The organism is Herbiconiux sp. UC225_62 (genome assembly GCF_042694625.1).
Taxonomy (GTDB): Bacteria; Actinomycetota; Actinomycetes; order Actinomycetales; family Microbacteriaceae; genus Herbiconiux.
This window is the reverse complement of the sequence record NZ_CP170551.1, coordinates 1,228,262-1,245,432: the sequence shown is the minus strand read 5'-3', so window position 1 is coordinate 1,245,432 and position 17,171 is coordinate 1,228,262. Positions and strand designations below refer to the sequence as shown.

Annotated in this window: 15 protein-coding genes; 11 read left to right on the top strand and 4 right to left on the bottom strand. The window is 69.9% G+C overall.

Features of this window, described 5'->3' with window-relative positions:
• Nucleotides 1-19 precede the first annotated feature (19 nt).
• Both xylA and ACFJGU_RS05985 read left to right on the top strand, forming a co-directional pair.
• Entirely contained in the window at nt 20-1,213 is a 1,194-nt protein-coding gene (gene xylA / locus ACFJGU_RS05990; RefSeq protein ID WP_382308528.1) for a xylose isomerase, read from the top strand.
• A 51-nt stretch (nt 1,214-1,264) separates the two neighbouring features.
• Nucleotides 1,265-2,461: an ROK family protein gene (locus ACFJGU_RS05985; RefSeq protein ID WP_382308526.1), complete on the top strand. Its 1,197-nt coding sequence runs from the start codon at nt 1,265-1,267 to the stop codon at nt 2,459-2,461.
• A gap of 24 nt (nt 2,462-2,485) precedes the next feature.
• On the opposite strand, the gene ACFJGU_RS05980 is transcribed toward ACFJGU_RS05985, so the two are convergent.
• Nucleotides 2,486-3,094 carry a maleylpyruvate isomerase family mycothiol-dependent enzyme gene (locus ACFJGU_RS05980; RefSeq protein WP_382308524.1) on the bottom strand — a complete coding sequence of 203 codons (609 nt, stop codon included), beginning with the start codon at nt 3,092-3,094 and terminating at the stop codon, nt 2,486-2,488.
• Nucleotides 3,095-3,154: 60 nt separating this feature from the next.
• On the opposite strand from ACFJGU_RS05980, the gene ACFJGU_RS05975 reads away from it, so the two are divergent.
• The 4 genes from ACFJGU_RS05975 (at nt 3,155) to ACFJGU_RS05960 (ending at nt 5,707) form a co-directional block, all read left to right on the top strand.
• Nucleotides 3,155-3,820: a GNAT family N-acetyltransferase gene (locus tag ACFJGU_RS05975; protein ID WP_382308523.1), complete on the top strand. Its 666-nt coding sequence runs from the start codon at nt 3,155-3,157 to the stop codon at nt 3,818-3,820.
• A gap of 15 nt (nt 3,821-3,835) precedes the next feature.
• Nucleotides 3,836-4,255 carry an organic hydroperoxide resistance protein gene (locus tag ACFJGU_RS05970; RefSeq protein ID WP_382308521.1) on the top strand — a complete coding sequence of 140 codons (420 nt, stop codon included), beginning with the start codon at nt 3,836-3,838 and terminating at the stop codon, nt 4,253-4,255.
• Between the two features lie 120 nt (nt 4,256-4,375).
• Entirely contained in the window at nt 4,376-5,359 is a 984-nt protein-coding gene (locus tag ACFJGU_RS05965) for a DMT family transporter (RefSeq protein WP_382308520.1), read from the top strand.
• 9 nt (nt 5,360-5,368) lie between these two features.
• Complete coding sequence (locus tag ACFJGU_RS05960; protein WP_382308518.1) at nt 5,369-5,707, top strand: chorismate mutase; 339 nt, start codon at nt 5,369-5,371, stop codon at nt 5,705-5,707.
• A 149-nt stretch (nt 5,708-5,856) separates the two neighbouring features.
• Here the strand turns inward: ACFJGU_RS05960 and purL are convergent, their stop codons facing one another.
• Both purL and ACFJGU_RS05950 read right to left on the bottom strand, forming a co-directional pair.
• Nucleotides 5,857-8,151 carry a phosphoribosylformylglycinamidine synthase subunit PurL gene (gene purL / locus ACFJGU_RS05955; protein ID WP_382308517.1) on the bottom strand — a complete coding sequence of 765 codons (2,295 nt, stop codon included), beginning with the start codon at nt 8,149-8,151 and terminating at the stop codon, nt 5,857-5,859.
• Between the two features lie 55 nt (nt 8,152-8,206).
• The gene (locus ACFJGU_RS05950; protein WP_382308515.1) at nt 8,207-9,226 is read right to left on the bottom strand and encodes an LLM class flavin-dependent oxidoreductase; all 1,020 of its coding nucleotides are present in this window, start codon (nt 9,224-9,226) and stop codon (nt 8,207-8,209) included.
• A gap of 133 nt (nt 9,227-9,359) precedes the next feature.
• On the opposite strand from ACFJGU_RS05950, the gene ACFJGU_RS05945 reads away from it, so the two are divergent.
• From ACFJGU_RS05945 to ACFJGU_RS05935, 3 genes are read left to right on the top strand one after another with little or no spacing between them, the layout of a single operon-like run.
• Nucleotides 9,360-10,535: an outer membrane lipoprotein carrier protein LolA gene (locus ACFJGU_RS05945; RefSeq protein ID WP_382308514.1), complete on the top strand. Its 1,176-nt coding sequence runs from the start codon at nt 9,360-9,362 to the stop codon at nt 10,533-10,535.
• A 16-nt stretch (nt 10,536-10,551) separates the two neighbouring features.
• Nucleotides 10,552-11,526, top strand: coding sequence for an ABC transporter ATP-binding protein (locus ACFJGU_RS05940; RefSeq protein ID WP_382308512.1), 975 nt, complete (start codon nt 10,552-10,554; stop codon nt 11,524-11,526).
• Complete coding sequence (locus ACFJGU_RS05935) at nt 11,516-12,391, top strand: ABC transporter permease (protein WP_382308510.1); 876 nt, start codon at nt 11,516-11,518, stop codon at nt 12,389-12,391. The genes ACFJGU_RS05940 and ACFJGU_RS05935 overlap by 11 nt, the downstream gene beginning before the upstream one ends.
• 39 nt (nt 12,392-12,430) lie before the next feature.
• Here ACFJGU_RS05935 and ACFJGU_RS05930 read toward each other — a convergent pair whose 3' ends face one another.
• Nucleotides 12,431-12,643, bottom strand: coding sequence for a dodecin (locus tag ACFJGU_RS05930; RefSeq protein WP_092551000.1), 213 nt, complete (start codon nt 12,641-12,643; stop codon nt 12,431-12,433).
• A gap of 516 nt (nt 12,644-13,159) precedes the next feature.
• Between ACFJGU_RS05930 and ACFJGU_RS05925 the strand changes: the two genes are divergently transcribed.
• Nucleotides 13,160-15,568: a glycosyltransferase family 2 protein gene (locus ACFJGU_RS05925; protein WP_382308508.1), complete on the top strand. Its 2,409-nt coding sequence runs from the start codon at nt 13,160-13,162 to the stop codon at nt 15,566-15,568.
• Entirely contained in the window at nt 15,565-17,163 is a 1,599-nt protein-coding gene (locus ACFJGU_RS05920) for a chitinase (protein WP_382308506.1), read from the top strand. The genes ACFJGU_RS05925 and ACFJGU_RS05920 overlap by 4 nt, the downstream gene beginning before the upstream one ends.
• The last annotated feature ends 8 nt before the right edge of the window (nt 17,164-17,171 follow it).

The window sequence follows — 17,171 nt, the reverse complement described above, 5'->3', positions numbered from 1 at the left end:
TCTGCACTGGAGCACACTCATGTCCCTGACCCCCACTCGTGAAGACAAGTTCTCGTTCGGTCTGTGGACCATCGGGTACAACGGTGCCGACCCGTTCGGTGGCCCGACCCGTGCGCCGCTCGACGTCGTGCACGGCGTGGAGAAGATCGCCGAGCTCGGCGCCTACGGCCTCACCTTCCACGACGACGACCTCTTCGCCTTCGGCTCGACGGATGCCGAGCGCCAGACCCAGATCGACCGCCTCAAGCAGGTGCTCGCCGACACCGGCGTCATCGTGCCGATGGTCACCACGAACCTGTTCTCGGCTCCCGTGTTCAAGGACGGCGGGTTCACCTCCAACGACCGGGCCGTGCGCCGCTTCGCGCTGCGCAAGGTGCTGCGCAACCTCGACCTGGCCGCCGAGCTCGGTGCCAAGACCTTCGTGATGTGGGGCGGCCGCGAAGGTGCGGAGTACGACGCGGCAAAAGACATCCGGGCCGCTCTCGAGCGCTACCGCGAGGCCGTGAACCTGCTCGGACAGTACGTCACCGACAAGGGCTACGACATCCGCTTCGCCATCGAGCCGAAGCCGAACGAGCCGCGCGGCGACATCCTGCTGCCGACCGTGGGCCACGCGCTCGCCTTCATCGAGACCCTCGAGCGGCCGGAGCTGGTGGGCGTCAACCCCGAGGTCGGGCACGAGCAGATGGCGGGCCTGAACTTCGCGGCCGGCATCGCCCAGGCGCTCTACCAGGGCAAGCTCTTCCACATCGACCTCAACGGTCAGCGCGGCATCAAGTACGACCAGGACCTCGTGTTCGGCCACGGCGACCTGCAGAACGCCTTCGCGCTCGTCGACCTGCTCGAGAACGGCGGGCCTTCGGGCGGGCCGTCCTATGACGGGCCTCGCCACTTCGACTACAAGCCCTCGCGCACCGAGGACGAGACCGGCGTGTGGGACTCGGCTGCAGCGAACATGCGCACCTACCTCCTGCTCAAGGAGCGGGCCGCCGCCTTCCGCGCCGACCCCGAGGTGCAGGAGGCGCTCACCGCGTCCCGCGTGCCCGAGCTCTCGGTGCCCACGCTCGGTGCGGGCGAGAGCTACGACGAGCTCCTCGCCGACCGCTCGGCGTACGAGGACTTCGACGCCGACGCCTACTACAACGGCAAGGGCTTCGGCTTCGTGCGGCTGCAGCAGCTGGCGCTCGAGCACCTCACCGGCGCGCGGGACTAGCGGCCGGGCGGGCCGGTCGGCGCGGATCGCATCCGGAATCAGGAGCGGAGCATGGCGGAGTCGACGGGGAGTGAGCTTCGGCGCACGAACCTCTCCGCCGTGCTCACCCTGGTGCACAGTCGCGGCGCGGTCACCCGTGCCGAGTTGACGCGCGAGACCGGCCTGAACCGCTCCACGGTGGGCGCCCTGGTGGGCGAGCTCGTCGGGCTCCGGCTCGTGCGCGAGAGCGAAGCCGCGGCGCGGCACGTAGGGCGCCCGACCCTCGTGATCGAGCCGGAGCGACGCACGGTGGCGCTCGCCGTGCATCCCGCCCCGGACGCCGTGACCATCGGATTGGTGGGGCTCGGCGGCCACGTGATCAAGCGCATCCGCTATCGCACCACCCAGGTGCCGCGGGCGGACGAAGTGGTGAACATCGTGACGGCCGTCGTGGCCGGGATGCGGTCGGAGCTCGACGCGTCGTATTCGACCGTGGGTGTCGGACTCGCCGTTCCCGGACTGGTGCGTTCGCGCGACGGGGTGGTGGATGCCGCGCCGCACCTCGGCTGGCTGGCCGAACCGCTCGCCGAGCGGCTCGAGCAGGCGCTCGGCCTGCCGGTGTTCGCAGCCGGCGACGCCTCCGCCGGCGCGCTCGCGGAGAGCGCGTTCGGCGCGGCGCGAGGCGTGCGCAACCTGGTGTTCCTCACCGGCGGGGCGGGCGGGGTCAGCGCTGCCGTGATCGGCGACGGGACTCTGCTCACCGGGGCCGACGGTTACGCGGGCGCGCTCGGGCACATCCTGGTGAACAGCGACGGCGCCCTCTGCCGCTGCGGAGGGCACGGATGCCTCGACACCGAGGTCTCGCTGGAAGGGCTCGTGGATGAGCTCGGTCTCGTCGACGGCTCCGCATTGGAGGCGGCGCTCCACGCGCGGGGCGACGATCCCGAGGTGCGCGAGCTCGTGCATCGCCGACTCGACCACCTGGCGGTGGCGGCGCGCACGGCCGTGAACCTCTTCGATCCGGAGCTCGTGGTGCTCGGTGGCTACCTCGGCGCCCTGCACGAGTGCGCGCCCGACCGCCTGCCGGCCGCCCTGAGCCGCTCCGCCTTGCGGCGCGCGGGTGCCGGAGCAGCGGGCGGCACCGGTGTGCGGATCGCCCGCGCGGGTCTCGGCGACGACCTGCTCGTGATCGGCGCGGCGCAGCTCGCGCTCTCGCGCGTTCTGCGGGATCCGGCCGGGCTCGCCGTCCGGAGTGTGTCCGCGGTGTAGCGACGCGCGGCAGCGACGCGAGGGTCAGACGACCGAGTAGCCCTCCGGCAGTGTGCCACGGCCGGTGAGGCTGAGCAGCAAGGTCTCGCCGTCGCCGCGCGCCGCGGCGATTCCGGCGGCCAGGTCGAGCGTTGCCTTGAGCGCCTCGGGCGACTGCCCGTGCGCGAGCCCGGTGGCGCGCGCGATGTCGATCGAGTGCACCACGAGCTCGAACACCCGCGTGCGCAGGTACTCCGGCAGCGAGATGCCGAGGCCGCCGATGGACACGATGCGCTCCGGCGGAGCCGCATCGACCAAGGCCATCGCTCGGCCGAGCGCGTCCGAGATCGCACGCGCCGGATCGTCGCCGAGCCAGACACCCGCCTCGACCCCGCGCGCCGCGACGGCCGCCGGATCGGTGAGCTCCCGGTAGACCCGGGCGTAGTACGACTCGGCGTTCTGCACGTTCGGATATCCCGGGTCGTCGAGCAGCAGGTAGCTCTCGACGGTCAGGATGGCCCGCGTGGTGTGGCCCACGAGCGACCGGAGGCTCCACTCCCCGAGCGCGACGGATTCCCACTGACTGTCGTCGATACGCGTGACGAGGTCGTGGAATGCGGTGGCGGAGTGGAAGAAGGTGGCGGCACTGCCCATGGCACCATCGTGGCACAGCTCCGCCCCGACCGGATGCGGCGCGGATGCCAGACTGGACGCATGCCAGCAACACGCCCCGAACCCGGCATCCTGCAGGGTCGCTACATCCGTCTCGAACCGCTCACGCCCGAACTCCTCCCGGAGCTGCACGGAGCCATCGGCCACCCGGAGGTGTTCGCCGGCGGCTACGGCGGCGGCCCGGCGGGCTACCGCGCCACCGTCGACGAGTTCGTGGAATGGGGCAAGGGCTACTACCAGTGGGAGGGTGGCAACGCCTACGTCATCCGCCTGGTGGGCGGCCGGAACGACGGCACCCTGGTGGGCACGACGACGCTCGGCGACATCGATCCGGCCCGCGAATCCGTGCACATCGGCTGGACCGCCTACGACCCCCGGGTCTGGGGCACGGTCGTGAATCCTGAAGCAAAACTCCTCCTCCTCGGTCTGGCCTTCGACAACGGCTTCGGCCGGGTCAAGATCCAGGCGGATGTGCTGAACCTGCGTTCGCGCGCCGCGATCGCGAAGCTCGGGGCGACCTTCGAAGGCATCCTGCGGCGCGACCTTCCGCGCGCCGACGGCACCTGGCGGGACTCCGCCGTGTTCTCGATCATCATCGACGAGTGGCCGGCCGTCCGGGCCGGATTGCTCGAACGTGTGGAGAACCAAGGCGGAGGCGTGCCTGTGGAATTCGCTCGCCCCCCGGGTGCAGCCGAATCGTTCGATTGATGGTGAACTAGCACCATGGAATCTCTCTACACTGCAATCGCCCATGCCTCCGGTGGCGGCCGCGACGGACACGTCCGGAGCGAAGACGACCGGCTCGACTTCGACACCCGCCCGCCGAAGGAGATGGGAGGCTCGGGAGAAGGGACCAACCCCGAGCAGCTGTTCGCCGCGGGCTACTCGGCCTGCTTCCTGGGCGCCGTCCACGCCGCGGGCCGCGAGCTGAAGCTCGACACGACGGATGCCGCGGTGTCGTCGAGCGTCTCGATCGGCAAGAACGACTCCGGTGGCTTCGGGCTCGCCGTCGAACTCGACGTCTACGTGCCGAACGTGACGCCCGAGCAGTCGCGCGAGATCGCCGACAAGGCGCACACCATCTGCCCGTACTCCAACGCCACCCGCGGCAACATCGACGTCGCACTGACCATCGTCGAGTAGCGATCGATCGAGGGCCGGCAGCACCCGATCCTGCCAATTCGAGACGCCCGACTGCCAACACCGGCGGCCGGGCGTCTCGCATCGGTCGGCGATGTCGCAGCCGCGCGATAGGGTCGCGTGGTGACCCAGCTCCGCCCCGAATCCGCCCGTGCCCGTCGCAGCCGACTCCTCGTCGCTCTGCAGTTCACGGCGCTGGGCCTCATCTGGGGTTCGAGCTTCCTCTTCATGAAGGTCGCGCTGGGCGGCGTCTCCTTCGGCCAGGTGGCGTGGACGCGGTTGATGCTCGGTGCCCTGACCCTCGGCATCCTGCTGCTCGTGATGCGCACGCGGATGCCGCGCAACCCGAAGGTCTACCTCCACTTCGTCGTGATCGGCGCTTTCGGCTGCGCCGTGCCGTTCCTCCTTTTCGCCTGGGCCGAGCAATACGTCACCTCGGGGCTCGCGAGCATCTACAACGCGGTGACGCCCATCACCACCGCACTCATGGTCACCCTGGCCTTCCGCGTCGAGAAGCTCGACCGCTCCCGCATCCTGGGTGTCACGGCCGGCATCATCGGGGTGATCGTGATCATCGGCCCCTGGTCGTTCGTGGCGAACGAGGCGGCTCACGGCGACCTCGCGCTGGAGCTCGCCGGCCAGCTGGCCTGCCTCGGCTCCGCCGTCTGCTACGGCTTCACCTTCGGATACATCCGCCGTTTCATCACCGGCCACTACCCGGTCACGGGTCTCACGGCCGCCTTCCTCCAGGTGGGCATGGGCGCCCTCGTGCTGCTCGTGCTCACCCCGTTCATCGCCCTCGGCCCCATCGTGCTCGACGTGCCGATCACGCTGAGCCTGCTGACGCTCGGCATCGCCGGCACGGGGGTCGCCTATTTCTGGTACATGAACGTGCTCAACGCCTGGGGCCCCACGGCGGCCTCGACGGTCACCTACCTCACGCCCGTGGTGGGAGTGGCGCTCGGCATCGTGTTGCTCGGCGAGACGCTGAGCTGGAACGCACCGCTGGGCGCGCTCCTGGTGTTCCTCGGCATCCTGCTGGCCCAGGGGCGGCTCCGGCTACCGCATCGACGTAACGCGCAGAACGGAGTCAGCGAGGCTGGCTAGAGTTTGAGCATGGTGAATGAGGATTCCACGGTGCCCACGGGTGGCTTCGACAGCTCGGCGGATGTCTACGCGCGGCTGACGAGCATCCGTCAGTCCATCGACAACATCGATGCGGCTCTCATCCACATGCTCGCGGAGCGCTTCAAATTCACCCAGACCGTGGGTCGGCTGAAAGCCGAGCACGGCCTGCCGCCGGCGGACCTCGACCGCGAGGCCCGCCAGATCACGCGACTGCGCGCGCTCGCCGAGGAGTCGCACCTCGACCCCGCGTTCGCGGAGAAGTTCCTCAACTTCATCGTGGCGGAGGTCATCCACCACCACGAGCGCATCGCCGCCGACTCCGAGTAGCCTCACCCGCCAGGCTCGGCGGGCGGACTCGATGGAGTTTCCGCCCGGCTGACGAAACGGATGGAGCCTGGGCGCCATTCCGCCCCAGACTCCATCGACTTCGCTCGGCACGGCGGAACGCGCGCCGCGTCGCGGCACCGCCCCGGCGGTCAGCCGCCGACGACCGGGCCGAAGGCCGCCGGGAGCGCCGCGCGGTGCACTCCGCCGAGCTCCTCGATGCCCACCTCGAACAGGCCCTGCACCTCGAGTGAGCTCGAGAGCGCATCCGTGACGCCGATGCGCAGCACCGGAACGCCGCGTCCCTCGCACAGGCCCTTGAACTTCACGTCGTCTTCGCGAGGGACCGCCACCAGAACGCGAGCCGTCGACTCGCTGAACAGGGCGTCGGATGCCGAGACCCCGTCACGCTCGATGATCTCGTCGAGCCACACCCGGGCCCCGATGCCGAACCGCAGCACCGACTCGGCCAGCGTCTGCGCGAGGCCACCGTCGGACAGGTCGTGGGCGGAGTCGATCAGGCCCTCGAGGGCGCCGGCGCGCAGCAGGCCCGACAGGGTCCCCTCGGCGGCCAACGACACGATCGGCGGGCGACCGCCCAGGTGGTCGTGCACGACGCCGGCCCAGGCCGATCCGTCGAGCTCCGGACGGGTGACACCGAGCAGGTAGAGGTTCGACCCCTCGTCCTGCCAGCCCGACGGGATGCGCCGCGCCACGTCGTCGATCACGCCGAGCACCGCGACGACGGGCGTCGGGTGGATCGGCTGCGAGCCGGTCTGGTTGTAGAAGGAGACGTTGCCGCCGGTGACCGGGATCTCGAGTTCGAGGCATCCGTCGGCCAGCCCCTCGACGGCCTGCGAGAACTGCCACATGACCTCGGGGTTCTCCGGGCTGCCGAAGTTGAGGCAGTCGGAGACCGCGACGGGGGTCGCGCCGGTGACCGAGACGTTGCGGTAAGCCTCGGCCAGGGCGAGCTGGGCACCACGGTAGGGGTCGAGCTGGCAGTAGCGGCCGTTCGCGTCGGAGGCGAGCGCGAAACCGAGGCCGGAGACCTCGTCGACCCGCACCATACCGCCGTCGTCGGGGAAGGAGAGGGCGGTGTTGCCCATGACGTAGCGGTCGTACTGGTTGGTGATCCAGTCCTTCGAGGCCATGTTCGGCGACCCCACGACGCGCAGGAACTCATCGCGGAGATCGGCACCGGAGGTGGCGCGGGGGAGCCGCACGGCCGAGTCGGCCTGCAGCGCGTCGATCCAGGCGGGGTAGGCCACGGGGCGCTCGTAGACCGGTCCGTCGACCGCGACCGTGCGGGGCTCGACGTTCACGATCTCCTCGCCGTGCCAGTTGATGACGAGGCGGCCGGTGTCGGTGACCTCGCCCAGCACGCTGGTCTCGACATCCCACTTGGTGGTGACGGCGAGGAAGCCCTCGAGCTTCTCGGGCGTCACGATCGCCATCATGCGCTCCTGGCTCTCCGACATGAGGATCTCCTCGGCCGTGAGGGTGGGGTCGCGCAGCAGCACCTTCTCGAGCTCGATGAACATGCCGCCGTCGCCGTTGGAGGCGAGCTCGGAGGTGGCACAGGAGATGCCGGCCGCGCCGAGGTCTTGGATGCCTTCGACGAGGTCGCCCGCGAAGAGCTCGAGGCAGCACTCGATGAGGACCTTCTCGGCGAACGGGTCGCCCACCTGCACCGCGGGGCGCTTGGTGGGGCCGCCGGCCGAGAAGGTGTCGGAGGCGAGGATGGATGCTCCGCCGATGCCGTCGCCGCCGGTGCGGGCTCCGAACAGAACGACCTTGTTGCCCACGCCGCGCGCGTTGGCGAGGTGCAGGTCTTCGTGCCGCAGAACGCCGACGCTGAGCGCGTTCACCAGCGGGTTGCCCTGGTAGACCTTGTCGAAGTAGGTCTCGCCGCCGATGTTCGGCAGCCCGAGGCAGTTGCCGTAGAACGAGATGCCGCTCGTGACGCCGTGCACCACGCGGGCGGTGTCGGCCTCGGCGATGTCGCCGAAGCGCAGCTGGTCCATCACGGCCACCGGGCGCGCGCCCATCGAGATGATGTCGCGCACGATTCCGCCGACGCCTGTGGCGGCGCCCTGGAAGGGCTCGATGTAGGAGGGGTGGTTGTGCGACTCGACCTTGAAGGTCACCGCCCAGCCCTCGCCGACATCCACCACGCCCGCGTTCTCGCCCATGCCCACCATGAGGTTCTTCTTCATGGCCGGCGAGACCTTCTGGCCGAACTGGCGGAGGTAGATCTTCGACGACTTGTAAGAGCAGTGCTCGCTCCACATCACCGAGTACATCGCCAGCTCGCCGCTCGTGGGGCGGCGGCCCAGGATCTCGCGGATCTTCGCGTACTCGTCGGCCTTCAGGCCGAGTGCCTCGTAGGGCTGTTCCCGATCGGGGGTCGCGATGGCGTTCTCGACGGTATCGGCATTGCTCACGCGGCCAGGACTCCTTGAGTTGCGGGGTGATGCGGGGGTGGGATGCCCCACGATTCTACCGGCCCGGATGCCACCCGAGGGCCGGGCCCAGCCGCTCCGCGATGTCGTGCAGGATCTGCACGTAGTCCTCGTGCTCGAAGGAGAAGGGGAGTGCGAACGCGACCTCGCGGATCTCGCGGAAGGCCGCATCCGCGTCGAGAGCGTCGGCGATCTGTTCCGAGCTCCCGATCAGGTCGGCGGCGAAGAGCATCCGCCGCGGGCCCTGCGGTACGCCGACCCGAGCGGCGCGGCCGGCCACGTAGGCGGCGTACTTCTCCTTCTGCTCCGCCGTCGCGGAGTCGGTGGGGATGACGACGAGGCCCTGCGAGACGCGCGCCCGCTCCCCGGCGGGATGTGCCGCACGGTAGGCCCGCACCTGGTGCAGCTGGTTCTCGGCGAAGTCGTCGCCGAGCTCGCCCTGCACGACGCTCGAGGTGAGGAAGTGGAAGCCGTTGGCGCCCGCCCATTCGGCCGAGCGGGTGCTGCCGCCGCCGTACCAGAGGCGCTCCGAGAGACCTGCCGAGTGCGGTTGGACCGTGTCGGCGAACACCTCGATGCCCTGCGTGCCCGCGAAGCTGCTCACCACGTCGCCCCGCACGAAGTCGCGGAAGCGGAGGAGCCGCCCGTAGTCGAAGTCCTCCTGCTCGAACGTGTCCGGGTAGATCGCGTCCTTGTAGTGGTCGATGTTCATCGGCCGGCCGGCCGAGAACCCCGGGGTGATGCGGCCGTGCGAGAGCAGATCGACCGTGGCGAGGTCTTCGGCGAGTCGGAAGGGGTTCTCGGCGCCGATCGGAGTGACCGCGGTACCGAGTTCGATGCGGCTCGTGCGCTGGGTGGCCGCCGCGAGCACGGCGACGGGGGAGGAGATGCCGTACTGCAGGTGGCGGTGGCGGAGCCAGGCGCTGTCGAACCCGAGCTGCTCGCCGAGCTCGATGATGCGGAGCGTGGTCTCGTGACCGGCGGCGGGATCGGCGGGGTCGAACAGTCCGATGGTGAGGAAGCCGAGTCGTTCTAGAGGTTCTCCGGGATGCGGCACGATTCGACGGTAGTCCACCGATGCGGGGAACCGCGATGTTCTCCACAGTTGTGACGAATCGAAGCAAATTCCCGGGTGCGCGGCGTAACGTCGCTCGCACATCCTCGCTCAGTTCTGGAAGAAGTTGATCAGCATGGCCCGAAAGTGGCAGCGCTGGGTTCCCGCGATCGCGGCCCCCGCCGTCGTCGCGGTCGTCGTAGCGGGCGGCGTCTTCGCTGCCAGTGCGTCGGCCGACCTCCCCGAGAAGTCGCCGCACGACGTGTTGGAACTCGCGGCTCAGGCCGACGTGCAGTCCTTCTCCGGCACGGTCGAGCAGAGCTCCGACCTCGGCTTGTCCGATCTCTCGAGCGTGCCCGGTGGGACCTCGGCGGGCGGCGGATCGGGCGGCTCCGGCGATTCCGGATCGGCGGCGGAGAACGATGCGTCGTTGAGCTCGGCGCTCGAACTGCTCACCACCGATCATTCGGCACGGGTCTACGCCGACGGCTCCGACAAGCTCCGGGTGCAGATCCTCGACCAGTTGGCCGAGCGCGATGCCATCCGCAACGGCGACGACGTCTGGCTCTACGACTCGAGCGACGACACCGCGGTGCACACCACGCTCCCCGACCCCTCGACGTCCGGCGAGGGTGAAGCCCCCGCGCCGCTGCCCACCGACATCGCGACCCCGGGCCAGCTCGCCCAGAAGTTCCTCGACGCGGTCGACCCCAGCACCGAGGTGACGCTCGGGGCCGACACCTCCGTGGCCGGCCGTTCGGCCTACGACCTCGTGCTCACCCCGCGTGGTTCCGAGACCTTGGTGGGCTCGGTGTCGATCGCGGTCGACTCCGAGACCGGCATGCCGTTGCAGGTCGAGGTGCTCGCCCGCGGAGCCTCCTCACCGGCCTTCAGCGTCGGCTTCAGCGACCTCTCGCTCGACGCCCCCTCGGCCGACCTCTTCGACTTCACCGCACCCGAGGGCACCACGGTCACCGAGAAGCCGTTCCCGACGCGCGACGAACTGCAGGGCGACGGATCGGGCGATGCCGGCAGCACGCATCCGGAGCCCGTCGTCACCGGTGAGGGCTGGGGCTCGATCGTCTCGCTCGCCGTCGGGGCGGATGCCTCCGAGCTCACCTCGTCGCCGCTGGTCGCCCAGCTGCTCACGCCGGTCGACGGAGGGAAGGCCCTGCAGACCGCTCTCGTCTCGGTGCTGCTGACCGACGACGGCCGGGTGCTCGTGGGCGCCGTGCCGGTGGACGCGCTCGAGGCGGCCGCGGCCGCCCCGGCCGCGCCTCCGGCCACCGCCGCACCCGCGCCGGCCGAGTAGTCGAGTAGTCGCCGCGGTGACCGCACTCGCGATCGAGACCGCGGGGCTCACGAAGCGCTTCGGCAAGCAGCTCGCGGTCGACGGCGTCGACCTCGCAGTGCCCCAGGGGTCGGTGTTCGGATTCCTCGGGCCGAACGGATCGGGCAAGACCACCACCATCCGCATGCTGCTCGGCCTCGCCTCGGCCACCGCCGGCGACATCCGGGTGCTCGGGCAGGAGATGCCGCGTCGACTCGCGACCGTCCTGCCCGGTGTCGGTGCGCTCATCGAGGGGCCCGGCTTCTACCCCTTCCTCTCGGGGGCGGCGAACCTCCGCCGGCTGGATGCGGCCGACGGATTCTCGCCCTCCGCGAGCCGGGCGGCGCGCGTCGACCACGCGCTCGAGCGGGTCGGGCTCACCCACGCCGCCGGCAAGAAGGTGCGCGCCTACTCGCTCGGCATGAAGCAGCGGCTCGGCATCGCGAACGCCCTGCTCGCGCCGCGGAACCTGATCGTGCTCGACGAGCCGACCAACGGGCTTGATCCGCAAGGCACGCGCGAGGTGCGGCACCTCATCCGCTCCCTCGCCTCGGAGGGCACCACCGTGTTCGTGTCGAGCCACCTGCTGGCCGAGATCGAGCAGATGTGCACGCACGCCGCCGTGATGAGCGGCGGCCGGCTCGTGGCCCAGGGCACGCTCGACGAACTCCGCCTCGCCGGCCAGACCCGGGCGCGTGTGCTCGTACCGGCGGCCGATGCCGAACGGGCCTCCCGAATCCTGTCCGACCTGGGCCTGCCGATCGACTCGGCGTCGCCCCGCGAGAACGCGGCCGCGCCGGCGGAGGGAGAAGCCGTGCTGCTGGCGGCCCTTCCGCCGGAGGTCGCGCCCGAAGGCGTCGTGGCCGCGCTCGTCACGGGCGGGGTGCGTGTGCGTGGGTTCGCGGTGCAGCAGGCCTCGCTCGAAGACCTCTTCGTGGCGCTGACGGGGGAGGGGTTCGACGTTGTCCAGTGAATCGGGCGCGGGAACCCGCCCCGCCGACCTCCTCGCCCGGCGTCCGCGTCGGGCGCTCGGCTGGGGCTTCTTCGGTTCGGAGCTGTCGGTGCTGTTCCGCCGGCGTCGCACCTGGGCGATGCTCGCGGCGCTCGCCGCCATCCCGATCCTCATCGCCGTCGCCATCCGCGTCACCGACGGCGGCGACGGTCGCGGGCCCGCCTTCCTCGACCGGATCACCCAGAACGGCCTCTTCGTGGGCATGACGGCGCTCGTCGTCTCGATCCCGCTGTTCCTGCCGCTCACCGTCGGCGTGGTGGCCGGAGACTCGATCGCGGGCGAAGCCAACACCGGAACGCTGCGCTACCTGCTGGTGTCGCCGGTCGGGCGGATCCGTCTGCTCGTCGTGAAATACGCGGCGGCGGCGGTGTTCTGCCTCGCCGCCACGCTGACGGTGTCGCTGGCCGGCATCCTCATCGGCATCGCGCTGTTCCCGGTCGGGCCGGTCACCCTGCTGTCCGGTGACAGCGTGAGCGTCGGCGACTCGCTGGTGCGTTCGCTGCTGATCGCCGTCTACGTCACCCTGGGGCTGCTCGGTCTCAGCGCCATCGGCCTGTTCATCTCCACGCTCACCGACGCGCCGGTGGGTGCCATGGCCGCGACCGTCGTCATCTCGATCGTGTCGCAGGTGCTCGGGCAGCTCTCGCAGACCGAGTGGCTGCATCCGTGGCTCTTCAGCTACTACTGGCTCGACTTCGCCGACCTGTTGCGGCAACCGATCGAGTGGTCGTCGTTCGGAGGCAACGCGCTGCTGCAGCTGGGCTACGTCGCGGTGTTCGGCGCGCTCGCCTACGGGCGGTTCGCGTCGAAAGACGTGCTCTCCTAGAGAGGCGCACGTCGACAGCCGGGCCGGCGCGGCCGCTCCTTACGCGTCGTCGAGCCGGAAACCGACCTTGAGGGTGACCTGGAAGTGTGCGATCTCGCCGTTCTCGAGCTCGCCCCGGGTGGAGACGACCTCGAACCAGTCGACGTTGCGCAGGGTCTTGGTGGCACGGGCGAGACCGTTGCGGATCGCGGCATCCGTGCCCTCGGGCGAGGTGCCGACGATCTCGGTGACGCGGTAGGTGTGGCTGCTCATGGTCGACCTCCAGTGGTGCGATGGGCTGAGATTCCGAGCCTATGCGGATGCTCCCCCCGCGAACAGGGGCCGGATGCCTCCATGAACCCCAAAGATTTGCGCAGCTTCACCTCAGGATCGCGCCAACGCAACCTCAACAACTGTGGTGGTCACGCGGCGCGCAGTCGCCGTGGCGCGAGGCTGGTTGGTAGTAAAAACCCTGATCAATTGTAGTAATTCGAAAGTGGTGAAGCGGAATCGGCCACGGCTCGATCCGAAGCTGTGAGCGCTCGAAACGCCCCTGAAACACGACGAGATTCGAGAGTAGTGTCACTCTCGGATCGGTGGTCACCCGCCACCGGTCCCAAGAACCCGGACGGTAGTGGTCACCCCCCACCCGCCGTCCGCGGCATCACAACAGCGTCCCCAACGCTCGATGCCGCGGTGGTGTGCGCAGCTCACCCCAGCGTCCCCAACGCTCGGCTGCGCACGCCACCCCCTTTCTCAACCGAACATCGTCTTCGACCCGAGGAACCCATGTCTACGAAGTCCCTGGCTTCGCCTGCCCGAAAACGACAGCTGGGCGCAGAGCGCAACACGGAGCCACTGTCCACCGTTCACGCGATTCCGAGCGATGCGAAGATCACCTGGGGCCGGCTGGCCATCGTGATCACGGTCGCCGCGTGGATCACCTACGTCGTGTACACCGTCGTCCGGCAGTTCCTCAACAACGGCACCGAGAGCTTCCGCTTCACCACCGAGGCCATCTCCTACCTCGTGGTCGTCACCTTCCTCACCTTCTCGGCACTGATGTACCTCGTCGCCCGCCAAGGCGCCCTGCAGCGCTTCCGCGACCACGTCCGGGTGCCTCGCGCCGAGCTCGACAAGCACTTCTCGGCCGCGCACCAGGACATGACGGTGCTCGTGCCCTCCTACAGCGAAGAGCCCGCGGTGGTGCGCAAGACGCTCTGGTCGGCCGCGCTGCAGGAGTACCCCTCGCTGCGCGTCGTGCTGCTGCTCGACGACCCGCCCTTCCCCTCCGACCCGGCCGTCGCCGCCCGGCTCGAGACCTCGCGCCGCATCGCCTCCGGCATCGCCGACGACCTGCGGGCGCCCCGCGAACGCGCGGTCGACGCGCTGCTCAGCTTCGAAGGCGAGCAGCTCCTGCACGACGCGGTGCTCCCCTCCGACGTCCGGCGCCTCGCCCACGCGTACCTCGACGCCGCCGACTGGCTGCAGGCCATGGCCGACGAGGAGGACCGCACCGACCACGTCGACACCTTCTTCGTGGAGCAGGTGCTGGGCGCCCTGGCCGACGACCTGCGCGTGACGGCCGACGCCCTCGAGGGCGCCCTCGCCGTCGACGAATCGCCCTCGGCCGAGCGGATGCTCGAACTCCACCGCCGCCTGGTCTGGATCTTCTCCGCCGAGCTCGAGACCTTCGAGCGCAAGAAGTTCGCCTCCCTCTCGCACGAGGCCAACAAGGCGATGAACCTCAACTCCTACATCGGGCTCATGGGCGGCCGTTTCCGCCGAGAGCAGAGCCCCGACGGCGTCATCCTGCGACCCGCCGGCCTCGACGAGAAGGCCGATTACGAGGTGCCGGATGCCGGCTACCTCCTCACCCTCGACGCCGACTCCCTCCTGCTGCGCGAGTACTGCCTCCGGCTCGTGTACTTCCTGGAGCAGCCGGACAACGAGCGCGTGGCCGTGACGCAGACTCCCTACTCCTCGTTCCGCGGCGCCCCGACCCGCATCGAGCGCCTGGCCGGCGCCACCACCGATCTCCAGCACATCCAGCACCAGGGCATGACGCACTACGGCGCGACCTTCTGGGTGGGCGCGAACGCCGTCATCCGCAAGCCCGCGCTCGAAGACATCGTCGAGGTCGAGACGGTCGGCGGATTCGAGGTGCGCCGCTACGTGCAGGACCGCACCGTGATCGAGGACACCGAGTCGAGCGTCGACCTGGGCCTGCACGGCTGGACCCTGGTCAACTACCCCGAACGCCTCAGCTACAGCGCCACCCCGCCCGACTTCGGTTCGCTGATCGTGCAGCGACGGCGCTGGGCCAACGGCGGCCTGCTCATCCTCCCGAAGTTCTGGCGCCAGATCCGCGCCCGCAAGCGCGCCGGACACCCGGTGGGCCTCGGCGAGATCATGCTGCGCATCAACTACATGGCGTCGATCACCTGGGCCAGCTTCGGCCTGGTGTTCCTGCTCGCCTATCCCTACGACAGCCGGCTGCTCAGCCCGGTTGTGCTGCTCGCGGCGCTGCCGTACTTCATCGCCATGGGAAGCGACCTGCGCTACAGCGGTTACAAGTTCACCGACATCTTCCGCATCTACGGGTTCAACCTGATCCTGCTCCCGGTGAATCTGGCGGGCGTGTTCAAGTCGCTCGAACAGGCGATCTCGTCGAAGAAGATCCCGTTCGCCCGCACCCCGAAGGTGCGCAACCGCACGGCGGCGCCGTTGCTCTACGTCGTGGCGCCCTACGCCATCGTCGTGTTCTCGGTGCTCACCTTCTGGCGCGACTTCGGCGCCCAGAACTGGGGCAACGCGGCCTTCGCGGCACTCAACGCCTCACTGGCCAGCTGGGCCATCCTCGCCAACATCGGCATCGGACCGTCGCTCGTGGATGTCTGGCTCGGCCTCACCAAGTGGCTCTACGTCGACCGTAAGCCGGTTGCGGCCGCCGCGACGGTCGCCGCCGGGGTCGACGTGGCGCCGACCGCCGATCAGGCCGTCGGCGACCCCGCCGTCGAGGACGAGTCCGTCGATTGGCGCTCGGTGCTCTATCACGGCAACCCGGCCGACCCGGAGATCGCGCGTTCGAGCACCACCCGGCGCCGCGCATCCGGAGTCCGGGAGCGCGGCCGTGGCCGTCGCGAACATAGCACCCGCCGGCGTGAGAGCGTCGGCGCCGAGCGGAGCGCGGCATGAGCGGCAAGGCATCCGCCAAGCCGAAGGCCGCCGCGGCCACCGGTCCCCACGCCGGCAAGCGCCTCTCACCGCTGCGCGTCATCATCGCGGCGGCCGGCATCGCGGCACTCTCGCTCGGCGCGTTCGTCGCGGTGCAGAGCCTCGACTCGGCCCAGGCCGACGGCGTGAGCCCCTGGTTCGCGGGCTATGTCGACGTCACGGCCACGCCCACCTACGCCTTCGAGACCCCGGTCTCGCCGGAGGACGGTGACGTCGTGCTCTCCTTCGTCGTGGCCTCGCCCGACGACCCCTGCGTTCCCACCTGGGGCGCCGCCTACACACTCGACGGGGCGTCGAAGGACCTCGACCTCGATCGTCGCCTCGCCCGGCTCCGCCAGGCCGGCGGCGATGCCGTGGTGTCGTTCGGCGGGCAGCTGAACGACGAGTTGTCCACCGGATGCACCGACCCCACCGCGCTCGAAGCCGCCTACGCCTCCGTGGTCGACCGCTACCAGCTCTCCACCATCGACCTCGACGTCGAGGGCTCCGCGCTCACCGACGCGGCGGCCGGGGAGCGTCGCGCCACCGCGATCGCCGCCCTGCAGCAGGCGAGGCGAGACGCCGGCGACGACCTCGCCGTCTGGCTCACACTCCCGGTCGCCCCCTCGGGCCTCACCGAGGACGCCACCGACGCGGTGGCGCAGATGCTCGACGCCGGCGTCGACCTCGCGGGCGTCAATGTGATGACCATGAACTACGGCACCAGCCGCGGCACCGATTCGATGGCGGATGCCTCGATCGACGCCCTCGAGGCCACGCACCGGCAGCTCGACGCGCTCTACCGCAAGGCCGACATCCAGCTCTCCGACGCGACCCTCTGGTCGAAGATCGGCGCGACCCCGATGGCCGGCCAGAACGACGTGAAGGGTGACGTGTTCGGCCTTGCAGACGCCAAGGCGCTGAACGCCTACGCGCAGCAGCAGGGACTCGGACGGATGTCGCTCTGGTCGCTCAACCGCGACACCACCTGCGGACCCAACTACGTCGACCTCAAGCGGGTCTCGGATGCCTGCAGCGGCATCGACCAGGGCGACCAGACCTTCGCCGCACTGCTCTCGGCGGGCTTCCCCGGCCATCCGGATCTCTCCGCCTCGTCGGTCACGACTCCCGACGCCGACCAGCCCGTGGTCGACGACCCGGCCACCAGTCCCTACCCGATCTGGGCCGAGGAGTCGTCGTACCTCAAGGGCACGAAGATCGTGTGGCACGGCAACGTCTACCAGGCCAAGTGGTGGACGCGCGGCGACATCCCCGACGACCCGGTGCTCAACGACTGGGAGACGCCCTGGACCCTGGTGGGACCCGTGCTCCCCGGCGAGAAGCCTTACCAGGCGCTCACCCTGCCCCAGGGAACCTATCCCGACTGGGCCGGCTCCGCGGTCTACGACAAGGGGAACCGCGTGCTGTTCGACGGCGTGCCCTACGAGTCGAAGTGGTGGAATCAGGGCGAGAGCCCCGAGGCCGCCAGTGCCGACCCCGACAGCTCTCCCTGGGTTCCGCTGACGGAGCACGAGATCGCGGAGGCCCTCGCGACCCCGGCACCCGCCGCCGGCTGACCGCCGAC